This is a genomic window from Nocardia sp. X0981 (assembly GCF_977089955.1).
This window is the reverse complement of the sequence record NZ_OZ372435.1, coordinates 418,811-440,097: the sequence shown is the minus strand read 5'-3', so window position 1 is coordinate 440,097 and position 21,287 is coordinate 418,811. Positions and strand designations below refer to the sequence as shown.

At 67.4% G+C, this 21,287-nt stretch carries 20 protein-coding genes and 2 pseudogenes; 10 read left to right on the top strand and 12 right to left on the bottom strand.

Annotation, left to right across the window (positions count from 1 at the left end; all coding sequences use genetic code 11):
• Positions 1-6 precede the first annotated feature (6 nt).
• On the top strand, positions 7-858 hold the full coding sequence (locus tag ACYR7D_RS02080; protein ID WP_459547942.1) for a Bax inhibitor-1/YccA family protein: 852 nt from the start codon (positions 7-9) through the stop codon (positions 856-858).
• Between the two features lie 69 nt (positions 859-927).
• On the opposite strand, the gene ACYR7D_RS02075 is transcribed toward ACYR7D_RS02080, so the two are convergent.
• The 4 genes and pseudogenes from ACYR7D_RS02075 to ACYR7D_RS02060 form a co-directional block, all read right to left on the bottom strand.
• Positions 928-1,392: a hypothetical protein gene (locus tag ACYR7D_RS02075; protein WP_459547941.1), complete on the bottom strand. Its 465-nt coding sequence runs from the start codon at positions 1,390-1,392 to the stop codon at positions 928-930.
• A 14-nt stretch (positions 1,393-1,406) separates the two neighbouring features.
• Positions 1,407-1,788: pseudogene (locus tag ACYR7D_RS02070) on the bottom strand (DUF2199 domain-containing protein).
• A gap of 436 nt (positions 1,789-2,224) precedes the next feature.
• Positions 2,225-3,442, bottom strand: a complete 1,218-nt coding sequence (locus ACYR7D_RS02065; protein ID WP_459547940.1) for an acetyl-CoA C-acetyltransferase — start codon at positions 3,440-3,442, stop codon at positions 2,225-2,227.
• Between the two features lie 209 nt (positions 3,443-3,651).
• Positions 3,652-4,113, bottom strand: a complete 462-nt coding sequence (locus ACYR7D_RS02060) for a hypothetical protein (RefSeq protein ID WP_459547939.1) — start codon at positions 4,111-4,113, stop codon at positions 3,652-3,654.
• 114 nt (positions 4,114-4,227) lie between these two features.
• On the opposite strand from ACYR7D_RS02060, the gene ACYR7D_RS02055 reads away from it, so the two are divergent.
• Both ACYR7D_RS02055 and ACYR7D_RS02050 read left to right on the top strand, forming a co-directional pair.
• On the top strand, positions 4,228-5,619 hold the full coding sequence (locus tag ACYR7D_RS02055; RefSeq protein ID WP_459547938.1) for a cystathionine beta-synthase: 1,392 nt from the start codon (positions 4,228-4,230) through the stop codon (positions 5,617-5,619).
• A gap of 105 nt (positions 5,620-5,724) precedes the next feature.
• A complete protein-coding gene (locus ACYR7D_RS02050; protein WP_459547937.1) occupies positions 5,725-6,681 on the top strand; it encodes a mechanosensitive ion channel family protein in 957 nt (318 codons plus the stop codon).
• Positions 6,682-6,732: 51 nt separating this feature from the next.
• On the opposite strand, the gene ACYR7D_RS02045 is transcribed toward ACYR7D_RS02050, so the two are convergent.
• A complete protein-coding gene (locus ACYR7D_RS02045; RefSeq protein WP_459547936.1) occupies positions 6,733-7,071 on the bottom strand; it encodes a DUF6401 family natural product biosynthesis protein in 339 nt (112 codons plus the stop codon).
• Between the two features lie 80 nt (positions 7,072-7,151).
• Positions 7,152-7,664, bottom strand: coding sequence for a DUF4254 domain-containing protein (locus tag ACYR7D_RS02040; RefSeq protein WP_459547935.1), 513 nt, complete (start codon positions 7,662-7,664; stop codon positions 7,152-7,154).
• Between the two features lie 464 nt (positions 7,665-8,128).
• Between ACYR7D_RS02040 and ACYR7D_RS02035 the strand changes: the two genes are divergently transcribed.
• Positions 8,129-9,271, top strand: a complete 1,143-nt coding sequence (locus tag ACYR7D_RS02035) for a cystathionine gamma-synthase (RefSeq protein WP_459547934.1) — start codon at positions 8,129-8,131, stop codon at positions 9,269-9,271.
• A 129-nt stretch (positions 9,272-9,400) separates the two neighbouring features.
• Here the strand turns inward: ACYR7D_RS02035 and greA are convergent, their stop codons facing one another.
• Positions 9,401-9,895 carry a transcription elongation factor GreA gene (gene greA, locus ACYR7D_RS02030; protein ID WP_459547933.1) on the bottom strand — a complete coding sequence of 165 codons (495 nt, stop codon included), beginning with the start codon at positions 9,893-9,895 and terminating at the stop codon, positions 9,401-9,403.
• A 299-nt stretch (positions 9,896-10,194) separates the two neighbouring features.
• Positions 10,195-10,716: a DUF4307 domain-containing protein gene (locus tag ACYR7D_RS02025; RefSeq protein ID WP_459547932.1), complete on the bottom strand. Its 522-nt coding sequence runs from the start codon at positions 10,714-10,716 to the stop codon at positions 10,195-10,197.
• A 121-nt stretch (positions 10,717-10,837) separates the two neighbouring features.
• Between ACYR7D_RS02025 and mca the strand changes: the two genes are divergently transcribed.
• Together mca and ACYR7D_RS02015 are read left to right on the top strand one after the other, a co-directional pair.
• Positions 10,838-11,704, top strand: a complete 867-nt coding sequence (gene mca / locus ACYR7D_RS02020; protein WP_459549973.1) for a mycothiol conjugate amidase Mca — start codon at positions 10,838-10,840, stop codon at positions 11,702-11,704.
• Positions 11,704-12,006, top strand: a complete 303-nt coding sequence (locus ACYR7D_RS02015) for a hypothetical protein (RefSeq protein WP_459547931.1) — start codon at positions 11,704-11,706, stop codon at positions 12,004-12,006. The genes mca and ACYR7D_RS02015 overlap by 1 nt, the downstream gene beginning before the upstream one ends.
• Before the next feature lie 10 nt (positions 12,007-12,016).
• Here the strand turns inward: ACYR7D_RS02015 and ACYR7D_RS02010 are convergent, their stop codons facing one another.
• Positions 12,017-12,415 carry an NUDIX hydrolase gene (locus ACYR7D_RS02010; RefSeq protein WP_459549972.1) on the bottom strand — a complete coding sequence of 133 codons (399 nt, stop codon included), beginning with the start codon at positions 12,413-12,415 and terminating at the stop codon, positions 12,017-12,019.
• Here ACYR7D_RS02010 and ACYR7D_RS02005 point away from each other — a divergent pair.
• The 3 genes and pseudogenes from ACYR7D_RS02005 to ACYR7D_RS01995 all read left to right on the top strand — a co-directional run.
• Positions 12,389-12,661 (top strand): annotated as a pseudogene (locus ACYR7D_RS02005) (hypothetical protein); the annotation flags it as partial. The gene ACYR7D_RS02010 and the pseudogene ACYR7D_RS02005 sit on opposite strands and share 27 nt — an antisense overlap.
• A 421-nt stretch (positions 12,662-13,082) precedes the next feature.
• On the top strand, positions 13,083-13,946 hold the full coding sequence (locus tag ACYR7D_RS02000; protein ID WP_459547930.1) for an oxidoreductase: 864 nt from the start codon (positions 13,083-13,085) through the stop codon (positions 13,944-13,946).
• 222 nt (positions 13,947-14,168) lie between these two features.
• Positions 14,169-16,220, top strand: a complete 2,052-nt coding sequence (locus ACYR7D_RS01995) for a thioredoxin domain-containing protein (protein ID WP_459547929.1) — start codon at positions 14,169-14,171, stop codon at positions 16,218-16,220.
• 4 nt (positions 16,221-16,224) lie between these two features.
• On the opposite strand, the gene ACYR7D_RS01990 is transcribed toward ACYR7D_RS01995, so the two are convergent.
• Positions 16,225-17,751 (bottom strand): adenylate/guanylate cyclase domain-containing protein, encoded by a 1,527-nt coding sequence (locus ACYR7D_RS01990; protein WP_459547928.1) that lies wholly within the window; start codon positions 17,749-17,751, stop codon positions 16,225-16,227.
• Positions 17,752-17,859: 108 nt separating this feature from the next.
• A complete protein-coding gene (trhA, locus tag ACYR7D_RS01985) occupies positions 17,860-18,555 on the bottom strand; it encodes a PAQR family membrane homeostasis protein TrhA (protein WP_459549971.1) in 696 nt (231 codons plus the stop codon).
• 316 nt (positions 18,556-18,871) lie between these two features.
• On the opposite strand from trhA, the gene ACYR7D_RS01980 reads away from it, so the two are divergent.
• Complete coding sequence (locus tag ACYR7D_RS01980; protein WP_459547927.1) at positions 18,872-19,660, top strand: isoprenyl transferase; 789 nt, start codon at positions 18,872-18,874, stop codon at positions 19,658-19,660.
• A gap of 445 nt (positions 19,661-20,105) precedes the next feature.
• Here the strand turns inward: ACYR7D_RS01980 and coaA are convergent, their stop codons facing one another.
• On the bottom strand, positions 20,106-21,038 hold the full coding sequence (gene coaA, locus ACYR7D_RS01975; protein WP_459547926.1) for a type I pantothenate kinase: 933 nt from the start codon (positions 21,036-21,038) through the stop codon (positions 20,106-20,108).
• Positions 21,039-21,287: the final 249 nt, after the last annotated feature.

Sequence of the window (21,287 nt, the reverse complement as noted above, 5' to 3'; positions counted from 1 at the left end):
TTTGCGGTGCGCGCCACAAGCAATCCGGTATTCAAGAACCTGCCCCGGCAGGAAGCCGGTTACGCCGGCTTCGGCTCGGGCGTCGCAGGCGCGGGGCAGCTGGGATACCAGTATGGAAACCAGCAGTACCCGCAGCAGTATCAGCAGCCCTACCAGCAGGCGCCGACGCGGTCGCTGACCATCGACGATGTGGTCACCAAAACCGGGATCACGCTCGGTGTGCTCGCGTTCTCCGCTCTGGTGACCTACATGCTGACCAGCGCGAACAACGCGCTGGCGCCGCTGTTCGTCATCGGCGGCGGCCTCATCGGCCTGGTTCTCGTGCTGGTCGCCACCTTCGGTAACAAGGCGGACAACCCCGCCATCGTGCTCTCCTACGCGGTCGCCGAGGGTGTTTTCGTGGGCGCACTGTCGTTCATGTTCACCGATATCAGCTTCGGTGGCGCGGGCGGCGCCGGAATGATCGGCCAGGCCATCCTGGGCACCTTCGGTGTGTTCGCCGGCATGCTGGTGGTGTACAAAACCGGTGCGATCCGTGTGACCCCGCGGTTCACCCGCATGCTCATCGGCGCCATGATCGGCATCCTGGTGCTGGTCGTGGGCAACCTGATCGCGAGCTTCTTCACCGATGGTGGGTTCGGCCTGCGCGACGGCGGTCCGGTCGCGATCATCTTCAGCCTGGTGGTCATCGCCATCGCGGCGTTCAGCTTCCTGCTCGACTTCGATGCCGCAGACCAGCTCATCCGCGCCCAGGCCCCGCCGAAGGCGGCATGGGGTGTGGCCCTCGGCCTGACGGTCACCCTGGTCTGGCTCTACGTCGAGATCCTGCGCCTGCTGAGCTACTTCCAGAGCGACTAGTACCTCACCGCACCGAACACAGGCGGCCCGTTCGATGGACGGGCCGCCTGTGGCGTCTCCGTGCTCGATTCACCGGCGAATACGTGGCGCGGAACCGCGTGTCGGGCGTCGGGCAGCGGCCCGAGGAAACCCCCAGCTGAGCACCTCCGCGTCGGAGGGCGCATTCGCTGCGTCGGAAGACGTGTCGGCGTCGATTCCGAATTCGCCGCCGGACCCGATCATGAATCCGTAGGCCGAGGACACGCGGCGCTCGCCGGCCGGGAAGCGCCACCCCTCCACGGTCGGCCCCTCGGGGACATCGGCTTCCAGAACACGTGGGCCGCCCTCGTACGCGGGGGCCGGGGGCAGGGCGATGCCGCCCCGAACTTCCTGGAAAGCCACGGCCCGGTCGATCTCCGCAGCGGGTATCCCGTGCTCGAGCCACACGTCCCGATAGCGGCGGAGATCCCGGCAGGGAACACGGAGCCCGTGGTTTTCGACGAAGTACCGGGCCCGGCGGCTCAGGCCTTCCGGGGTCCGAGAGGTCGGCGGCACTCGCGCATCCTCCCTCATCGCCGATTGTTGTCGCGGGAGATGTGCCGTACCGTCTCGGCGATCTCGCGTACCCGGTCCCAGGTGATTCCGGTGCGCTGTTCGACGGCGAGGGGGTGGCCGGTCGGTTCGAGCTCGACGAAGGGACGCTCGCCGACCGGGCGGGTGTGGACACGGGTCTTCAGGTTGAGGGTCGTGGGCGAGTAGGCCGAGAGATCGGTAGTGAGCCAGCCGAAGTAGGGTTGCTCTGCTTCTCGGCCGACGGTGTCCCACAAGTCCGCCGCGGGAGAAATTCTCGCGGCTGAGCGAGACCCAGACAGCCCAGGAGAACACTTCGTCGCTATCGATGACCGGTATTTCGATCAGACCTTTGACGAAGTAGTGCTGTGCCCGGATCACGCACTGGTCCGACGAAAGCAGGCAGTCGGAAGGCCGGATCTCATACGTCCGGTGCCTCGATCGTGTAGTTCATGGGTAACTCGCGGTGGTGCGCCCCACAGCATGAGCAGAGAAATCCGGGATCGCCGAGCACGACACGAAGCCTAGGCCGTGGTTGTCTCGGCGCTCTCGGCCGAGCGGACTCTTGCCGCGCCGACCGCAACACCGAGAACGCGCCTCGCCGGTCTCCGTGGAAGCGGATAACTCCACCGGCATTTGAGCGAGCAAGAGGCCCGGCAGGGACCGAGACGGGCCCCGAACCGCTGAGGAAACCCTCAGTGGAAGCACAACCACGCAGGCGCCGCAGGCGCGAATCTCGAGTGCCCAAGCACGACGCCAAGGGGGCTCGAGCCCGCGGCGCCGCAGGCGCCGCAGGATGAACACAGCCGCAGGAAACTCAGCTGAGGCGTTCGATGATCATCGCCATCCCCTGCCCACCTCCGACGCACATGGTTTCCAGCCCGAACTGCTTGTCGTGAGTCTGCAGGTTGTTGATGAGCGTGGCGGTGATGCGGGCACCCGTCATACCGAACGGGTGGCCGAGGGCGATCGCGCCGCCGGAGACGTTCAGTTTGTCCAGGTCCATGCCCAGTTCGCGGGCCGAACCCAGGACCTGGACGGCGAAGGCCTCGTTGATCTCGTAGAGGTCGATATCGTCGATGGTCTTCCCGGCCAGTTTCAGTGCCTTGCGCACGGCTTCGATCGGGCCCAGGCCCATGATCTCCGGGGACAGGCCGGAGACGCCCGTGGACACGATCCGTGCCAGCGGGGTCAGGCCCAGCTCCTTCGCCTTGGTGTCGCTCATGACGACCAGCGCCGCGGCACCGTCGTTGAGCGGGCAGGCATTACCGGCGGTCACCGTACCGTCGGGGCGGAACACCGGCTTGAGCTGGGAGATCTTTTCGTAGGTGGTGCCGGGGCGGGGGCCGTCGTCGGTGGAGACGACGGTGCCGTCGGGCAGCGTCACCGGGGTGATCTCACGTTCGAAGAAACCGGCCTTGATGGCCTCTTCCGCGCGGTTCTGTGACCGTACGCCCCAGTGGTCCTGGTCTTCGCGGGAGATACCGGTGAACGCCGCGACATTCTCCGCGGTCTGGCCCATGGCGATGTAGATATCGGGCAGGGTGCCGTCGTTGCGCGGGTCGTGCCAGCCGGTCCCGCCCTGCGCGGCGGTGGCGGTGCGTGCCTCGGCGTCGGCGAACAGCGGGTTGTGGGTGTCGGGCCAGCCGTCGGCAGTGCCCTTGGGGAACCGGGAGACGGTTTCCACTCCGGCGGAGATGAACGCGTGGCCCTCACCGGCCTTGATGGCGTGGAACGCCATCCGGGTGGTCTGCAGCGAGGAGGAACAGTAGCGGTTGACGGTGGTGCCGGGCAGGTAGTCGTAACCCAGCTGGGTGGCGACGACCTTGGCCATGTTGAAACCGGATTCGCCGGCGGGCTGGCCGCAGCCGAGCATGAGATCGTCGATATCGGCGGGCGACAGGGCAGGCACCTTGTCCAGCGCGGCGCGCACCATCTGCGCGACGAGGTCGTCCGGTCGCATGCTCACCAGGGACCCCTTGTTGGCTCGGCCGATGGGGGAACGAGCACAGGAAACAATGACGGCCTCTGGCATGAGGACTCCTTTGTCGAGGAGCGTGCGCGGCCCGGCCGGACCGAACACTACTCGCGGGTACGATCCCTTCGAATCTACGTCGCCCGCGCGCGCGGGGAAATATCCGTCGTGGTCCTATCCCGGTCACCGAGCGTCGCCGGCGACTCCGGGAGCAGGTGTGTGGCGGCGGTGCCGGCTGGGTGGCATCCCTCGCTGTGTGGTGTCGTTGATCAGGCCGGGACGACGAAACCGCCGCGCGCCGGGATGTTCGCGTGGTCGGTGGTCACCGTGACCTCGACCCGGCCGGGGCCGGTGTCCTGGAACAGCGAATACTGGATGCTGCCGTAGATGCCGGTCACCACTTTGTTGACGTAGGTGCCGGTGGCTCCCGTATCGAGGTTGCGCCAGGTCACCGTGGTCAGGACCTCGCACAGCGGTGCCAGCGGGTGAGCGCCCGGCCCGATTCCGGTGACCGGGTTGGCCCGGACATTGAAGACCGCGCGTCCCGGCCAGGCCGGGCTGGTATCGGCCCAGGTGCGGATACTGGTTCCGCACAACCCGCCGTAGGTGAGTGTCGGTACATCGGCGAACGAATGAACGGCGGCGCCGGCGGATGCCTCCGGCGCGGTGATGAGCGCGAACGCCGTGCCGGCCAGGATCACGGTGGCGCGCGCGAGCTTCGGCAGCCTCATAGCTCCCAGATACTAGATGCCGATCCGTCGATCCGCCGGTTGCGCGCCCGGCTGTCGCGGCGGCGCATCGGACCACGCCGAAGTCACCGGCAACGCCTCTGCAACGATGGGGGTATGCGCATTGCGGATCATGTCGTGGACCTCATCGGCAACACCCCGCTGGTCCGATTGAACTCGGTGGTTCCTTCGGGTGCCGGGCTGGTGGCGGCCAAGATCGAGTATCTGAACCCCGGCGGTAGCTCCAAGGACCGTATCGCGGTGAAGATGATCGAGGCGGCCGAGAAATCCGGACAGCTGCGTCCCGGCGGCACCATTGTCGAGCCGACCTCGGGTAATACCGGTGTCGGATTGGCTCTGGTCGCCCAGCAGCGCGGTTATCACTGCGTTTTCGTCTGCCCGGACAAGGTCAGCGAGGACAAGCGCAATGTACTGCGTGCTTACGGGGCGGAGGTGGTCGTCTGCCCGACCGCGGTGCCCCCGGAGCACCCCGACAGCTACTACAGCGTCTCCGACCGGCTGGTACAGGAGATCGACGGCGCGTGGAAACCGGACCAGTACTCGAATCCGAACGGGCCGGACAGTCACTACGAGACCACCGGACCGGAGATCTGGCGCGATACCGATGGCACGGTGACCCATTTCGTGGCCGGTGTCGGTACCGGCGGCACCATCACCGGCGCGGGACGCTACCTCAAAGAGGTGTCCGGCGGGAAGGTGAAGGTGATCGGTGCCGATCCGGAGGGTTCGGTGTACTCCGGTGGTACCGGGCGGCCCTATCTGGTCGAGGGCGTGGGCGAGGACTTCTGGCCTTCCGCCTACGACCCGGCGGTGCCCGACGAGATCATCGCTGTCTCCGACGCGGATTCCTTCGATATGACCCGGCGCCTGGCCCGGGAGGAGGGACTGCTGGTCGGCGGTTCGTGCGGAATGGCCGTGGTGGCGGCGCTGGAGGTGGCCCGCCGCGATCCGGACGCCGTGGTGGTGGTGCTGCTGCCCGACGGTGGGCGCGGCTATATGTCGAAGATCTTCAACGACCAGTGGATGCGCTCCTACGGTTTCCTGCGCACCCCGCTGGACGGTTCGACGGCCGAAACGCTGGTCGGCGATGTGCTGCGCGGCAAGTCGGGGGAACTGCCCGATCTGGTGCACACCCATCCGTCGGAAACGCTGCGTGACGCCATCGAGATCCTGCGTGAATACGGGGTCTCGCAGATGCCGGTCGTCGGCGCGGAGCCGCCGGTGATGGCCGGTGAGGTGGCCGGCAGCGTATCCGAACGGGATCTGCTGTCCGCCGTGTTCTCCGGCCGGGCCAACCTCACCGATTCGGTGGCCGAGCATATGAGCCCGTCGTTCCCGCTCATCGGGTTCGGGGAGCCGATTTCGGCGGCCACCAAGGCGCTGTCGGATACCGACGCGCTGATGGTGGTCGAGGACGGTAAACCGGTCGGCGTGATCACCCGTCACGATCTGCTCGGTTTCCTGAGCACCGGCCGGTCGGCGCGTTAGCAATTTTTTCGCAATCGCAGGTTCGGCCAGCTCTACCGGGGTATAACGGCACTGATGCCGTGCGCGGCAAACGTCGCGTCCGTCGGAGAGCGAAAGGAAGAGCTTGTGCAAACCTCGAGTTTGGCAATCGATTTCCAGCAGGGTTTCTCGGACGCATGGGGTTCGATTGCGACATTCGTACCCAAGCTCGCCGGCTTCCTGGTCATCCTGCTCGTCGGCTGGCTCATCGCCAAGGCGGTCTCGAAGATCGTCGACAAGGTGCTCGAGCGGGTGGGGTTCGATCGCCTCGTCGAGCGGGGCGGGGTGAAGCGGATGCTGTCGCGCAGTAAATACGACGCTTCGGACCTGCTCGCCAAATTGGCCTACTACGCGATTCTGCTGATCGCCTTGCAGATGGGCTTCGGTGTTTTCGGGCCGAACCCGGTCAGCAATCTGATCTCTGGCATCGTGGCCTGGCTGCCCAGGGCGGCGGTCGCCATCCTGATCGTGGTCGTCGCGGGTGCGATCGCGCACGCGGTGAACGATCTGGTGCGCAATGCGCTCGGCGGCCTGAGCTACGGGCGGATGGTCGCCCGGATCGCCTCGGTTTTCATCTGGGGTATCGGTATCATCGCCGCGCTGAACCAGATCGGGGTGGCCACCACGGTCACCACCCCCGTCCTGATCGCGGTGCTGGCCACGCTGGGCGGAATCCTGGTGGTCGGCGTCGGTGGTGGTCTGGTGCGGCCGATGCAGCAGCGCTGGGAGAACTGGCTCGGTGGCCTCGAGGAGCAGATGCCGACAGTGCGGGGGCATGCGGAGGCCTATCAGCGTGGGCGCGAGGACGCTGCTCGGGCGCAGCAGGGGATGACCGGCCGACAGCCTGTCCCCGGTGAGGGCGTCGAGGCGCGTGGCCCGGAACAGTGGGAGCAGCCGCAGCCCGCGCAGGGTGGCGGTTTCCGTGGTGAATCGGGCGAGTACGGCCGGCAGATGCCGAGCGGTGGCGAGTATCGCCAGCAGTACGGCGAACCGTACGGCGGGGGTCAGGACCCCTACGGCGGAGAACCGCGCCATCGGGGATGAGCCCGGCTCTTCCGCCGCGGACCGGTAGCTCCTGTTCGCGGCGGACCGCTGTTACCGGGTCGGCTGCCCGGCCTGCAGGCAGGCCCCCGCCAATCGCAGGTGCAGCCATTCGGCGGTGGCCCACTCCGCGGGCGGGATGATCGGCGTGGTGCGCTCGTCGAGCAGCCCGCGGATATAGCCGGCCACCAGAACGGTGGGCGATACCCGGTTCGGCGCATCGATACCGAGTTCCAGGATGTCGCGGACCGCGGCGGCATGCTGGTCCAGTTCCGCGGAAAGCCCCGGAAGCCCGGCCGCCGCGGTGAGCGCCGGTTCCCCGTGGGTGCGGTGGATACCCTCCAGGAAACGGCGGGCAGAGGCTTCGTACAAGCGGGTACCGAGGGGGAACATATACCGATGGTAACAACGCGCCGGTATTTATCGAATTGTGATATTCGGCGCAATTCCGCAGGTGAAAGGTGGCGGCCGGTTCATCTACGGTGCCGGAGGGGTTCCGCGCCTGTCACCAGATCCGTCCATTCGTCGGCCAGTAGCGCGAGCCGGTACCAGGCCGCGTGGACCCGCTCGTCGGCGACTCGCTCGGCGCTGTGCAGTAGATGGTTCGCGTGTACATGCGCCGCCGCCATACGGTCTATCTTCGCGCCCAGTGAACAGGCGTACGAGTGGGTTCGCCGCGGGGTCGTTCGGGTTTCGGCCCACCGGTCGATCAACGCCACGAGTTCGGCTCGGCGGCAATCGATTCCGGCGGTGGACAGCGGATCGCCGTGCCGGCGCCGGTGCAGGTTCGCCAGCGAGTGTGCCCAGGAGAGCAACGGCTGACCCGAATACGCGCGCCCGGCACCGGAGAACGCGGCCACCAGTTCGCGCTGATCGGGTAGTCGGCAAGGAGTGGCGTGTTCCCGGGTATTCCGGGCGGTTTCGAAGCCGGATTCCTCCATGGTGGGCGCCCGTCGATCAGCCGGGCCGGGCGACTGCGAATTCATAACGCACCTCCGTGTACTTCACCCGGATGGTCTCGGGCCTGCTCCGGGTGCGATATCAGAGTGCGCCGCCGGCCGGGCGAATGGGTGACGCCCAGGTGGCTCCGGAGTGACGGTTGGTAACAATGTCCTGCATCCACGCGGGAAGCGGTGTGAGGAACGATTTCGCCGGCGGTGACGGATTTTCGGCGATCCGGGAATTCCTGCGACCGGCCGGCGAGGGCGAGAACCGCATCCGGAAGAGAAATTTCCACTGTGATATCGCGCACCCGCGCCCGGCCGCATCTGGAGTCGCCGTCTATACGAAGCCGCGCCCATCGGTGTGCCGAATTCTCCTGGTACCCCGCTCAACTGGGCACCTGTCCCTGTCGGGTCCGCCGCGGACCCGTCGGCCACCGCACCGGAGGGGCCCCTGGGAGAACCGACCGGCCCGCGACCTCCCGTGCCCTGCCCTCTAGGCTGGGGCCATGAGCGAACTGGGATTCACCACCAGGGCTGTGCACGCCGGTTACGATCCCGACCCGCGGACCGGTGCGGTCAATGTGCCCATCTACGCCAGTTCCACCTTCGCCCAGGACGGAGTGGGCGGGCTGCGGGACGGCTACGAGTACGCACGCACCGGTAATCCGACCCGGACGGTGCTGGAGGCCAATCTGGCCGCTCTCGAATCGGGTCGCCACGGTCGGGCCTTCGCCTCGGGGATGGCCGCCACCGACTGTGCGCTGCGCGCCATGTTGCGGCCCGGCGACCATATCGTCATCCCGAACGACGCCTACGGCGGGACCTTCCGGCTGATCGACAAGGTCTTCACCGAATGGGGAATCGCACATTCGGCGGCCGCGATCACCGATATCGACTCCGTACGCGCCGCCATCCGGCCCGAAACCAAATTGATCTGGGTGGAATCGCCCACCAATCCGCTGCTCAATATCGGCGATATTCCGGCACTGGCCGATATCGCGCACACCTCGGGCGCCAAACTGGTGGTCGACAACACCTTCGCCACCCCTTACCTGCAACAGCCCCTGCTGCTCGGGGCCGATGTGGTGATCCATTCGACCACCAAGTACCTGGGCGGTCACTCCGACGTCATCGGTGGGGCGCTGATCACCGATGACGGCGAGCTCGATTCCGCCTTCGGGTTCCTGCAGAACGGTGCCGGTGCGGTACCGGGCCCCTTCGACGCCTTCCTCACCTTGCGCGGCACCAAAACGCTGTCCCTGCGAATGGATCGGCACTGCGACAACGCCGAGACGATCGCCGAGTACCTGTCCCGGAATCCGGCGATCAGCAAGGTCATCTATCCGGGGCTGCCGGAGCATCCCGGTCACGCGGTGGCCGATAAACAGATGCGGCGTTTCGGCGGCATGATCTCGGTGCGGCTGGCGGGCGGGCTCGACGCCGCCCGGGAACTGTGCTCGCGTACGAAGGTCTTCACCCTCGCCGAGTCCCTCGGCGGAGTGGAATCGCTGATCGAACATCCGGCGGCCATGACCCACGCCTCTACCGAGGGTTCCGACCTCGAGGTGCCGGCCGATCTGGTAAGGCTTTCAGTGGGTATCGAGGACATCGGCGATCTGCTGGCCGACCTCGAGCAGGCCCTGAGCTGACGCCGGGGCGGACGGAACCGAGGCACAGGAGCGCACAGCATGAACGAACGGCCGCATCCGAGAATTCGGATGCGGCCGTTCGCGTCTTCGTCGCCGGTTCCGGCCGCGGCGGGCGCCGCGGCCGACGGGTCAGCTGTGGTACGGCTCGGCGCTGAGCAGCGTCACCTTCATGGTGTTGCCGTTGGGCAGGGTGTACTCGCGGGTCTCGCCGACTTTCGCGTCGATCAGCGCACCGCCGAGCGGGGAATTGGGGGAGTAGGTCTCCAGATCGGAATTGCCCAGGCCCTCCTCTCGCGTCGCGATGAGGAAGGTTTCGGTATCGGTTTCGTCGCCGTCGTAGTAGACCTTGACGACCGACCCGGGCAGAGCCACACCGGACTTGGTGGGAGCCACTCCGACCTTGGCGTTGTTCAGCAGCTCCTGCAGCTGCCGGATACGGGCCTCCTGCTGGCCCTGCTCTTCCCGCGCCGCGTGATAGCCGCCGTTCTCCTTGAGGTCGCCTTCCTCCCGGCGCTCGTTGATTTCGGCGGCGATGACCGGACGGTTGGCGATGAGCGCGTCGAGTTCGCTCTTGAGCCTGTCGTGCGACTCCGGGGTCAGCCAGGTCACTTGGGTCTCAGTCATCTCGATCACTCCCTAGTAGTTGTCCCCGGCAGACCGGGATTCCTGATCACTGCCACACGGCCTGCCCGGAGGCAGGCATGCTTCAGCCGACGGCTCTCGCGATCTGCGGGAATTTCGAGGAACCCCGGCAGGTCCGACGCCGGAATCCATCACCGGCCCGGTGCCGACCGCGTTGGCCGCCAATGCAGCAAACACGGCTCCGTGCCCCGGAACCGTGTGTGAAGCCATTTTAGCATGAATCGCAAAGGTGCAGGTCGGAGAAGTTTTTACCGACGGGTCCGTGATCGTCGGTCCGTGGATCACCGCGTTCGCAGATACCCCGGGACGTTATCGGTGCAGGTGTAGATCGCGGCCGAAGCCGGACGTTCGCTCGCGCGGATCACCGTACTCACCCGGACCGTCTCGTCCCTGCCCGACGGCTGAACCAGCACCTCACGGCGGCCGACTTCGGTGAGGTCGCGCGACATGGCCCGCACCACGCAGACGACCGGTTGCGAGGGGTCGGAGCGGGTGAGCCGGATCCGCAACTCGACCGAGGAATCGTCGAGCACCGTATAACCGAGCTGTTCGGATTCGATGTCCTTCGGCCCGAATTTGGTCCAGCCCAGGTAGGCGACACCGATGCCGGCCAACACCACGAAGGCCGTGAGCAGGGCTCCCACCCGCCATCCGCCGGGCCGGGTGCGCCGACGGCCGTACCGGTCGTCGTAGCGATCCCGAGCGGAAGCCGCCGCGGAGGTGCCGGCCGGTGCGGCGTCCGCGCTGTTCACAGCCGCGGCGCCGGTGTCGGCGCGCCCGGGGTCCGGCGTGGGCTCGGTCATGATCGCGTGCTCCCGGGGGGTAGGTCGGAACAGAATCGGTCCTGATGGAACTATAGGTAATGAAGTCCGAACACCCGCGACCGAGAGCGACGGTGAACGAGAAGTGAGTGGCCTTCGCCTCATGGCGGTGCATGCCCACCCCGACGACGAATCGAGTAAAGGCGCTGCGACGACCGCACGCTACGCCGACGAAGGCCATGACGTCCTCGTCGTCACATTGACCGGCGGGGAACGCGGCAGCATCCTCAACCCCGCCATGGACACGCCCGGGGTCCTCGAGCGGATCCACGAGATCCGTCGGGACGAGATGGCGGCGGCCGCCGCCGCGCTCGGCGTGCGCCAGACCTGGCTCGGCTTCGTCGATTCGGGTCTACCGGAGGGCGATCCGCTGCCGCCGTTGCCCGAGGGATCCTTCGCGCTGGTTCCGCTGGAAGAGGCCACGGAGGCGCTGGTCCGGGTGGTCCGGGAATTCAAGCCGCATGTGATGACAACCTACGACGAGATGGGCGGATACCCGCATCCCGACCATATCCGCTGCCATGAGGTATCGGTGGCCGCCTTCGAAGCCGCGGGTGATCCGGAGAAGTTCCCCGACGCGGGAGAACCGTGGACGCCGCTGAAGTTGTACTACGACCACGGCTTCACGATCCGGCGGATGGAAGTTTTCGCCGAGGAGTACGCGAAGATCGGGGAACCGTTCCCGCTGCAGGAGTGGCTGGACCGCTCGCGCAAGTACGCCGTCGAACGCGGGGACATCATGGCCCGGGTCACCACCCAGGTGGAATGCGGTAAGTACTTCCCCCACCGCGACGACGCACTGCGCGCGCACGCCACCCAGGTGGACCCCAACGGAGCCTTCTTCGCCATCCCGCTGGAGATGCAGCAGCGGCTGTGGCCCACCGAGGAGTTCGAACTCGCTCGTACCCGGGTGCGCACCGATATTCCGGAAACCGACCTGTTCGCAGGCATAACCGACGAGTACCGCTGATGCCGGTGTCCCAGTTCCCCGTATACGCCACCGCACTGCTGGCGCAGACTCCCGGTACCCCGACGGGCCCGGAATTCGGTAAGGCGTCCCCGCTGGGCCTGGCGGTGGTGCTGGTGCTGTTGATCGGGACCTTCCTGTTGGTCCGGTCGATGAACAAGCATCTGAAGAACCTGCCGGAAACCTTCGAACCCGAACATCCCGAACCGGATCAGGAAGCCGACGAGGGCACCGAGCCCGGTATAGCCCGCCGGGCGGACCAGGCCGAGGCCGGTGCCCCCGACAACCGGGAGAAGCCCGTATAGCCGGGACGCGCTACCAGTCGAGGAGCCCGAGCCGGTGCAGATGCCGGAACACCATCAGTGAGCCCGGCGCTACTTCGGACATGGCCGCGTACTCGCCACCGGTGAAATAGCGGAGTTCCGCGATCTCCCCGGTGGGGCTCGGTTCGCCGGTGATCTCGGCGAGGAAACAGGTCATGTGCAGCTGGGTCCCGCTCGCGTGGCCGTATGCCTCGGCCCGGAAAACGCCCAGTTCGCTGACCTCGGTGACCCCGACGCCCAATTCCTCCCGGATTTCCCGGTGCAATGCCTGCAGGGCCGTCTCCCCGGGGTCGAGCTTCCCGCCCGCCATGTAGAAGACGGACTTACCGACCGAACGCGTCTGGATCAGTCGACGGTCACGGATATGGGCCAGTGCGGCGGTTCTGATCACGAGACCACCGTAGAAGGCGCCGAGAGGCCGGCATCCCTTCGGGACGGCGGCCTCTCTTCTCTCGGCCGGTACGGCCTCGAGGCATTCGAAGACGGCGGTCGCCTGGATCTGCCGCCGCAGGGCTGCCCGATGGCCAGCAGTGCCGCGGCTCTGAGCGCGCAGGACGAGGAGGTCCGCGGCCGCGCGTGCCGGCTCCACGCCGAAACCCTCGCCCTGTTCACCCGTCAGATCGTCCGGGCCCAGCAGGACGGCGAGATCGATGCCGATATCGACCCGGAGGAGACCGCCCGGGCGCTGACGGCCATCGGACCGGCCCGCTATGGCGTGGCCGGGTTCGACCCGTTTCCCGGGGACGACACGGAGCGCTCGAGCTTTGCAGAAACACCGCGAGGCCGCATCGGCGGCTGCGACTCGTTCCGTCCCACGGGCGCCCGATCCGAGAAGCGATGCCCCGGAGCCCAACTCGGTGCGGTTCCACCGCACGGACTCCGCAAGGGTGCTTTATTGTCGGAACGGACTACCTGTTCGGCGGCGAGTTCGTGGGCGGTATCGACGTGGAAACAGTCGGCATCGTGCCGGGGGTGCTCGCCTGCTGTCACACGCCGACGGCGCCACCGAGCTCGACGGATGGGCCGGGTCACCGAAGAACCCAATGAGGAGATCTGTGATGAGCACCCCCAAGATATGGCTGGTCACCGGAGCCAGCAGCGGCTTCGGACGGGCGATCACCCAAGCTGCGATCGACGCGGGCGACACTGTGGTGGCAGTGGCCCGGCGTACCGCCGCGTTGGACGACTTGCTGACCGCGTATCCGGATCGGATCGAGGCCGTCGCCGCCGATGTCACCGACACCGCGCGGATCGGTACCGTCGTCGAGGACGTCGTCGCCCGGCACGGCCGTATCGATGTCCTGGTCAACAATGCGGGTCGCACCCAGGTCGGTGCCGTCGAGGAGACCACCGACCGCGAGCTGCGCGACCTGTTCGACCTGCACCTGTTCGCCCCCGCGGCGCTCACCCGTGCCGTCCTGCCGCATATGCGCGCCCGGCGCAGCGGTGCGATCGTCATGATGAGCAGCATCGGCGGGCAGCTGTCCTTCGCGGGCTTCTCCGCCTACAGCGCAACGAAGTTCGCGCTGGAGGGATTGTCCGAAGCGCTGGCCGAGGAGGTGAAGCCGTTCGGTATCCGGGTCCTCGTGGTCGAGCCCGGTGCTTTCCGCACCGGGCTGTTCGGTTCCGGAGCCGCCTACTTCAGCACCGAGACCGACACCTACGCCGACACTGTGGGGCCCACCCGTCGCATGATCGAGAACAGTGACGGTTCCCAGCCCGGCGACCCGGCCAAGGCGGCTGCCGCGATTCGGGCCGCGCTCGATGCCGAACACACCCCGTTGCGCCTGCCGCTGGGCGACGACGGTGTCGACGCGGTGCTCGGCCACCTGGACAGTGTGCGCGCCGATATCGTCGCCTGGGAGCAGGTCTCGCGTGCCACCGCGTTCGACGAGAACCCATCTCGGCCGCTCCCGGCCTGAACGCAGGAATACACTCGAGAGTGAACAGAACGCACCGGAAATGCTCGCGGACCGCATTGTCCTCACCCGCCGCAGTTGATGCCGGACGGTATCTCGTCCGCGGCTCCGCCAACCGGCCTCGGATGGTTCCAGCTTCGACATCACGAGTCATCATGTGACGGCGCTCGGGCCGGTGGTTGCGGGTCCGGATCGTTTGTCGGAGGCTGTGGGAGGCTGGAAGGTATGAACCTACTGTCCGGTGCCACCTCGCCCTACCTGCGCCAGCATGCGGACAACCCGGTCGATTGGCGGGAATGGGATGCCGATGCGCTGGCGGAGGCGGCCGCTCGGGACGTACCGATCCTCCTCTCGATCGGGTACGCGTCATGTCACTGGTGCCATGTGATGGCCCACGAATCCTTCGAGGACGAACGCACGGCGGCGCAGATGAACGAGGAGTTCGTCTGTATCAAGGTCGATCGGGAGGAACGCCCGGACCTCGACGCCGTGTACATGAACGCCACCGTCGCCATGACCGGGCAGGGTGGGTGGCCGATGACCTGCTTCCTGACCCCGGCGGGCGAACCGTTCTACTGCGGTACCTACTACCCGAAGATGCCGCGTGGCGGGATGCCGTCGTTCACGCAGCTGCTCACCGCGATCACCGATACCTGGCGTAACCGCCGCGCCGATGTGGACACCGCCGCCGAGCAGGTTGCCGAGGCGCTCCGCGCGCAGGCGGGCGGGCTGCCCGAAAGCGAACTCCGGATAACCCCGGAGCTGCTGGACCATGCCGTCGCCGCGGCGGTCCGCGATTTCGACGAGGTGCACGGCGGTTTCGGGGGCGCTCCGAAGTTTCCACCGGCCGCCCTGCTCGAGGGACTGCTGCGCAGTTGGGAGCGCACCGGTGATCCCGCCGTGCGGACGGTGGTGGACCGTACCGCCGAGGCGATGGCCCGCGGCGGTATCTACGACCAGTTGCGCGGCGGTTTCGCCCGGTATTCGGTGGATGCGGCGTGGGTGGTCCCGCATTTCGAGAAAATGCTCTACGACAACGCGCAGCTGCTGCGGTTCTACGCGCATCTGGCCCGGCGCACCCCGGACGATCCGCTGCCCCGCCGGATCACCGAGGAACTGGTGGCGTTCCTGCTTGACGATTTGTCCACAGCGCACGGTTTGGCCTCCGCGCTGGACGCCGACACCCATATCGAACCCGGGCAGCCGGGAGTGGAGGGCGCGACCTATGTGTGGAACCCCGCCGAACTGACCGGGGAACTCGGTCCGGTCGAGGGTGCCTGGGCCGCGGAGATCTTCGGGGTCACGACGGCCGGGAACTTCGAACAGGGCTGTTCGGTGCTCACCCGCCACCGGGACCCGGAGGACACCGCCCGCTTCGAGCGCATCCGCGCCACCCTGCGCGCGGCCCGCGATCGGCGTCCGCAACCCGACCGGGACGACAAAGTGGTGACGGCCTGGAACGGTATGGCCGTCACCGCGCTGTGCGAGGCCGCGCACGCGCTGGACCGGCGCGAATGGTTCGACGCCGCGCACGAGCTCGCCCGGCAGCTCCTCGATCTCCACGTGGTGGCCGGGCGGGTGCTGCGCGCCTCGCTCGGTGGGGTGCCCGGAACGGCGCCCGGCGTGCTCGAGGACTATGCCTGGTTGGCCACCGCGCTGCTGGCAGTGCACCAGTACTCGGGGTCGGCCGAGCTGCTCCCGGATATTCGACAGGTCCTGGACGCGGCCATCGCGCATTTCGCCGACCCGGACGAACCCGGCAGCTGGTTCGATACCGCCGACGACGCCGAAACCCTTATCGCGCGCCCCCGTGACCCCATCGACGGCGCCACACCCGCCGGCGCCTCGGTGCTGGCCGAGGCACTGCTCACCGCTTCGGCCGTGGTGGCACCCGAGCACGCCTCGCGCTACCGCGAACTGGCCGAGCAGACGCTGAACCGCGGCGCGGTGGTACTGGCGAAGGCGCCCCGTTCGGCGGGACAGTGGCTGACGGTCGCGGAAGCGGCGGTGCGTGGGCCCCTGCAGGTGGCCGTTTCCACCACCGGGTCTCCTTCGGCAGGCGATGGCCTCCTGGAAGTGGCGCGGGCATACGCGCCGGGTGGCACGATCGTCATCCGGGCCGCCGCGGACACCGTGCCACTGCTCGCGGACCGGCCGGCGATCGGCGATACCGCGGCGGCCTACGTGTGCCGGGGTACCGTTTGCGATCTTCCGGTCACCGCCCCGGAGGAACTACGCACGGCGCTCACGCGGCCGAGCCCACCGGCGTCCGCCTGACCGCCTACGGTTGCTCCTCGGGGTCGCGGTCGGTCCAGGACGGGGTCGGCATACTGATACCCCGCAATGCGACCGCCCCGTATTTCTCCCAGTGGGCCCGTTCGTGGGGCGCTGCCGCGTCGACGACGTTCTGCGAGACCAGGATGCGCCGGGGCACCTCCTTGGCTCGGGTGGTGAGCCGTGCCGCGGCATTCACCGCGTCACCGATCACGGTGTACTCGCGGCGGGTGTCGGTGCCGACGTCCCCGGCGAACACCCGGCCCCGGGACACCCCGATTCCGATATCGAGTTCCCCGGCCGCCAGCACCTCGTCCCGGATCCGGCGCGCCGCGCGCAGCGCCGGGGTCGCATTGTCGGCGAGGGCGATCGGTGCGCCGAAAACACACAGCGCCGCATCCCCCTCGAACTTGTTGACCAGCCCGTTGTTCTCCTCGGTGGCCGCCACCACGGTCGTCATCAGGCGGTTGAGTTTGGCCACGAACTCCTGCGGTGGCAGCCCCGTGGAGATCGCCACCGACCCGGTGACGTCCACGAACAGTGCCGAGACCTCCCGCACGTCCCCGGTGAGGTCGATCCCGCCCGCCAGTGCCCGTTCGGCGACCTCTTCACCGACATGGCGGCCGAACACATCGCGCATCCGTAACCGTTCCCGCAGGTTCGCCGACATCTCGTTGACCGAATGTTCCAGCCGGCCGATCTCGCTGGCACTGCCCACCGAGACGCGGACGTCCAGATCACCGCGGGCGATCCGATCCACCGCTCCCCGCAGTGTCCGCAGCGGGGTGGCCACGGCGCGGGACAGCGCCGAGGTGGCCAGCAGTCCGACCACCAGACTGATGGCGGCCAGGTAGATACCGGTGCGGATCCGGTGTTCCTGGCTGGTCGCCGGGTCGGCGAGGACCACGATCAGGGCACTCAGCGGCATCGCGCCGGATACCGCCCAGGCCAGCGCCACCCGCACGAATACCGACGAACTCCAGTGCATGGTGACGCCCAGCACCCCGGCGACAACGGGTACCGCCGGCCGGATCAACCGGTCGACGATAAGATAGGTCAGGCCGGCCGATTCGAGCCCACCGATGGTGAACATGGCCATCAGAACGGCGAAGTCGTTCTCCGGGGTGAGCCGGGCCAGCAGGATCGCGGAGAGCACCACCCCCGGCGCCCACATGACCAGCGAGCGCAGGGTGACGGCCAGCGGCAGATGCAGGATTCGCCGCGCTTCTTCCGGCGTGGGTCGCCGGGAATGGTCCAGCCAGGAGAAATAGCCACCCCGGTCCCGCACGGCGAGTCCGATACCGACGAGGAACGCCACCGCCGGATAGATGGAGACCAGGATCAGCCCCCGCAACTGGTCGGCGCCGAGCCGGCCGGGGAATCCGATGAGCAGTAGTTCGGTGACGATGACCGCCAGACCGCTGAGATGCGCGGCGATCACCACGACGGCCAGCCCCCAGCGGGCGCCGAGGGTCCACAGCATCAGCCGGGTGAGCGTTGTGGACCGGGAGCGCGATCCCGAACTTTCGGCCATGGTGGCTATCCACGGTGGCCGCGGTAGCGCGGGCGGCCGGTATCGGAGGACACGACTCAGCAGCCTAATCGAGACGGCCGGGGAGATGTCCCGATCGCTGCGGGCGGCTCAGCCGAGCAGGATCAACCAGACCGCGACGTAATGACAGAGCGCGGCGAGCACGGTGGCCGCGTGGAAGAACTCGTGATGCCCGAAGGTCGTCGGCCAGGGGTTGGGCCAGCGGGTCGCGTACAGGATCGCGCCTACGCTGTAGGCGAGCCCGCCGGCTACCAGCAGCGATACCGCCACCGGTCCGGCCGATCGGTACAGTTGCCCGCCCACCGGTACCACGGCCCACCCGAGCAGGAGATACAGCGGCACCCCGACCCACCGCGGCGCTTGCGGCCACAGCACTTTCAGGGCGACTCCGCCCAGAGCTCCGGCCCACACCACCGTCAGCAGGATCCGGCCGGTGCGCTCGGGCAGAGCGAGCAGGGCGAACGGTGTGTAGGTGCCGGCGATGAAGAGGAAGATCATCGAATGATCGGCGCGTTTCATCCGGAACCGGGCGCGGACTGTCGTCCAGGTGATGCGGTGATAGGTGGCGCTGATCCCGAACAGGGCGCAGATGGTGAGCCCGTAGACGAGTGTGGCCACCACCGCGGTTTCCGAAACGGTGGTGGCGGTCGCGACGAGGGCGATCACGGCCAGGACGGCGACACCCGCGGCCCAGGTGTGGATCCATCCACGCATTCGGGGTTTGACCAGCGCGGCGAGTGATTCGGCCGGGTTGGGAACCGGATCGTCGACGTCCGTGCCGGCCAGTATGACGGCCTCGTCGAACGTTGTGCCGTGTGGATCGCTGTCGCCGGAGCGGGGGGCGGTGGGGGCCGGGTCGGGCACGGAACCTCCTGTGTCGGCGGTGGGCGCGGCGGCGCGGGTGCGGCACCCGCCACCCGCGGGCGGCCGAGCGCGCCCGAACCGGAGCGAGTTTCCGAACCCGCGAGTAACCTACGCGAGCGTAGGTTACTCGGTGATTCACTGTACCGGCTTCGCCTCGGATGCGGGGGGACACGGGCTCGGTTGTGAGCATCGCCGCGTTCGGCGGCGACTACGGACGGGCAGCGGGAAGGGCGTACTGTTGGTCGTCGTGGAATTTCCGAGTCGGCTGCGGGGCTTTCCGTATCGCATCTACGAGGCCCGTCTGGCCAAGCAGCTTGCGGGCAAACAGCATCCGCGGCACGTCGCGGTGGTATGTGACGGCAACCGCCGCTGGGCGCGGGAGAACGGGTTCACCGATATCACCCACGGCCACCGCGTGGGCGCCCTCAAAGTCGCCGAACTGGTCAGCTGGTGCGAAGCCGAGGGCATCGAACTCGTCACCGTCTACCTGCTCTCCACCGAGAATCTCCGGCGCGGACAGGAAGAGCTCGAAACCCTGTTCGAGGTGATCACCGATGTGGTCGAGGAACTGGCGGCGCCCGAGCAGAACTGGCGCGTCCGCATCGTCGGCACCCTGGACGGACTACCCGAACTGGTCGCGAAACGGATGCGTACCGCCACCGAACGTACCCGCGAACGCACCGGCACCCATGTGAACGTCGCGATCGGTTACGGCGGCCGCCAGGAAATCGCCGACGCGGTACGCCAGCTGGTGCGCCAGGAGATCGCCGCCGGTGAAACCGGGGAAGACCTGGTGCAATCCATCACGGTCAACGCCATCGGCCAGCATCTCTACACCTCGGGCCAGCCCGACCCCGACCTGGTGATCCGCACCTCCGGCGAACAACGGCTCTCCGGCTTCCTGCTCTGGCAGAGCGCCTACTCCGAGATCTGGTTCACCGAGGTCTACTGGCCGGAGTTCCGCCGCGTCGACTTCCTCCGCGCCCTACGCGATTACGCTGCCCGGCACCGCCGGTACGGTACTTGAGCTGTGTTTATTTTGCGGCGCCTGCGGCGCCGCGGGGTCGAGCCCTGTCGGCGTCGCCTTTCAGCACTCGAGACTCGCGGCTTCGCCGCATGCGCTTCGAGTGCTGAAAGGCGCCGCGGGCTCAACCCTCCAATGGCCTCGCTGAACTCGGCGCCCGGAGGGTGCGACAGACCCGGGAAGGATGCGGGGGTGGTTTCGCGAGCAGGTCGCCTGCGGATTTGTCCAGAGGCGGCGGCAACCGGGGTCGAGGGCGCGGGGGGATCGCGGCGCGGGTGCGCTCGAGGTTCCCGTTTTTCCGGATGGTCCGCCTTCGTGGTTCGGGGCCCGTCTCGGGTCTGGAGCGACAGAGCGAAGGAGCGCAGCGACTGAGCGGCGGAGTGAAGACCCGAGACACAAGGGGCCCCGAACCCGCGGCGCCGAAGGCGCCGCAAATAAACACAGGCCGTCACAACTTGCGTAGGCGGAGGCGGTTGATGCTGTGGTCGGAATCCTTGCGCAGGACGAGGGTTGCGCGGGGGCGGGTCGGCAGGATGTTGTCGACCAGGTTGGGGCGGTTCGTGGAATTCCAGATGTCCTTGGCCGCGGCTGTCGCCTCGGAATCGGTGAACTTGGCGTAGTGGTGGAAATGCGCTTTCGGATCGGCGAAGCCCGTTTCCCGCAGGCTCAGAAACCTGCGCACATACCAGTTCTCGATATCCTCGATACGGGCGTCCACGTAGATGGAGAAATCGAACAGGTCCGACACCATCAGGCGCGGACCTGTCTGCAGCACGTTCAACCCCTCGACGATGAGGATATCGGGCTGCCGCACACAGTGGAATCGGCCCGGGACGATATCGTAGGAGATATGTGAATACACCGGTGCGCACACCTCTTCGGCGCCGGATTTCACCTCGGTGACGAAACGCAGCAGTTTGCGCCGATCGTAGCTTTCCGGAAAACCCTTGCGGTGCATGATTCCGCGGCGGGTGAGTTCGGCGGTGGGGTAGAGGAATCCGTCGGTGGTCACCAGATCCACTCGCGGATGGTGGTCCCACCGGGCCAGCAGCGCCTGGAGTACGCGCGCGGTAGTGGATTTGCCCACCGCCACGCTACCGGCCACCCCGATCACGAACGGAACCTGCTTATCGGGGTGCGATTCGCCGAGGAAGGTGGCGGTGGCCGCGAACAGCCGCTGTCTGGCCGCCACCTGCAGGTGGATGAGCCGGGCCAGCGGAAGATAGACCTCCGCGACCTCCGCCAGGTCGATCTGTTCGCCCAGCCCGCGTAGCCCGATCAGTTCCTCTTCGGTGAGCACCAATGGAGTCGACTTACGCAGTTCGCGCCATCGTTTCCGGTCGAATTCCACATACGGACTCGGCTCACTCGCCTTGGCCATCTGTTCAGCTCCGCTCTGCCGGAGACCCGTGGTGCCGTTCGTGCGAGATGCCGCCGCCGCGGCTGTCTCGACTCCGGCCGGTCCGGCGGTCTGGCTGTGCCCTCATGGCTGAATTCTGCTCCTCATGCGAGGCCGAGCATACGAGGGGTCCATAACTGGTCCGTATAACTCCAGCATCCGGGGCGGTTTTAATACGGGACAAGCGTCCGGTGAGCGGCCCTTCGCGGTAGTCCGCCGGTACTGCGCATC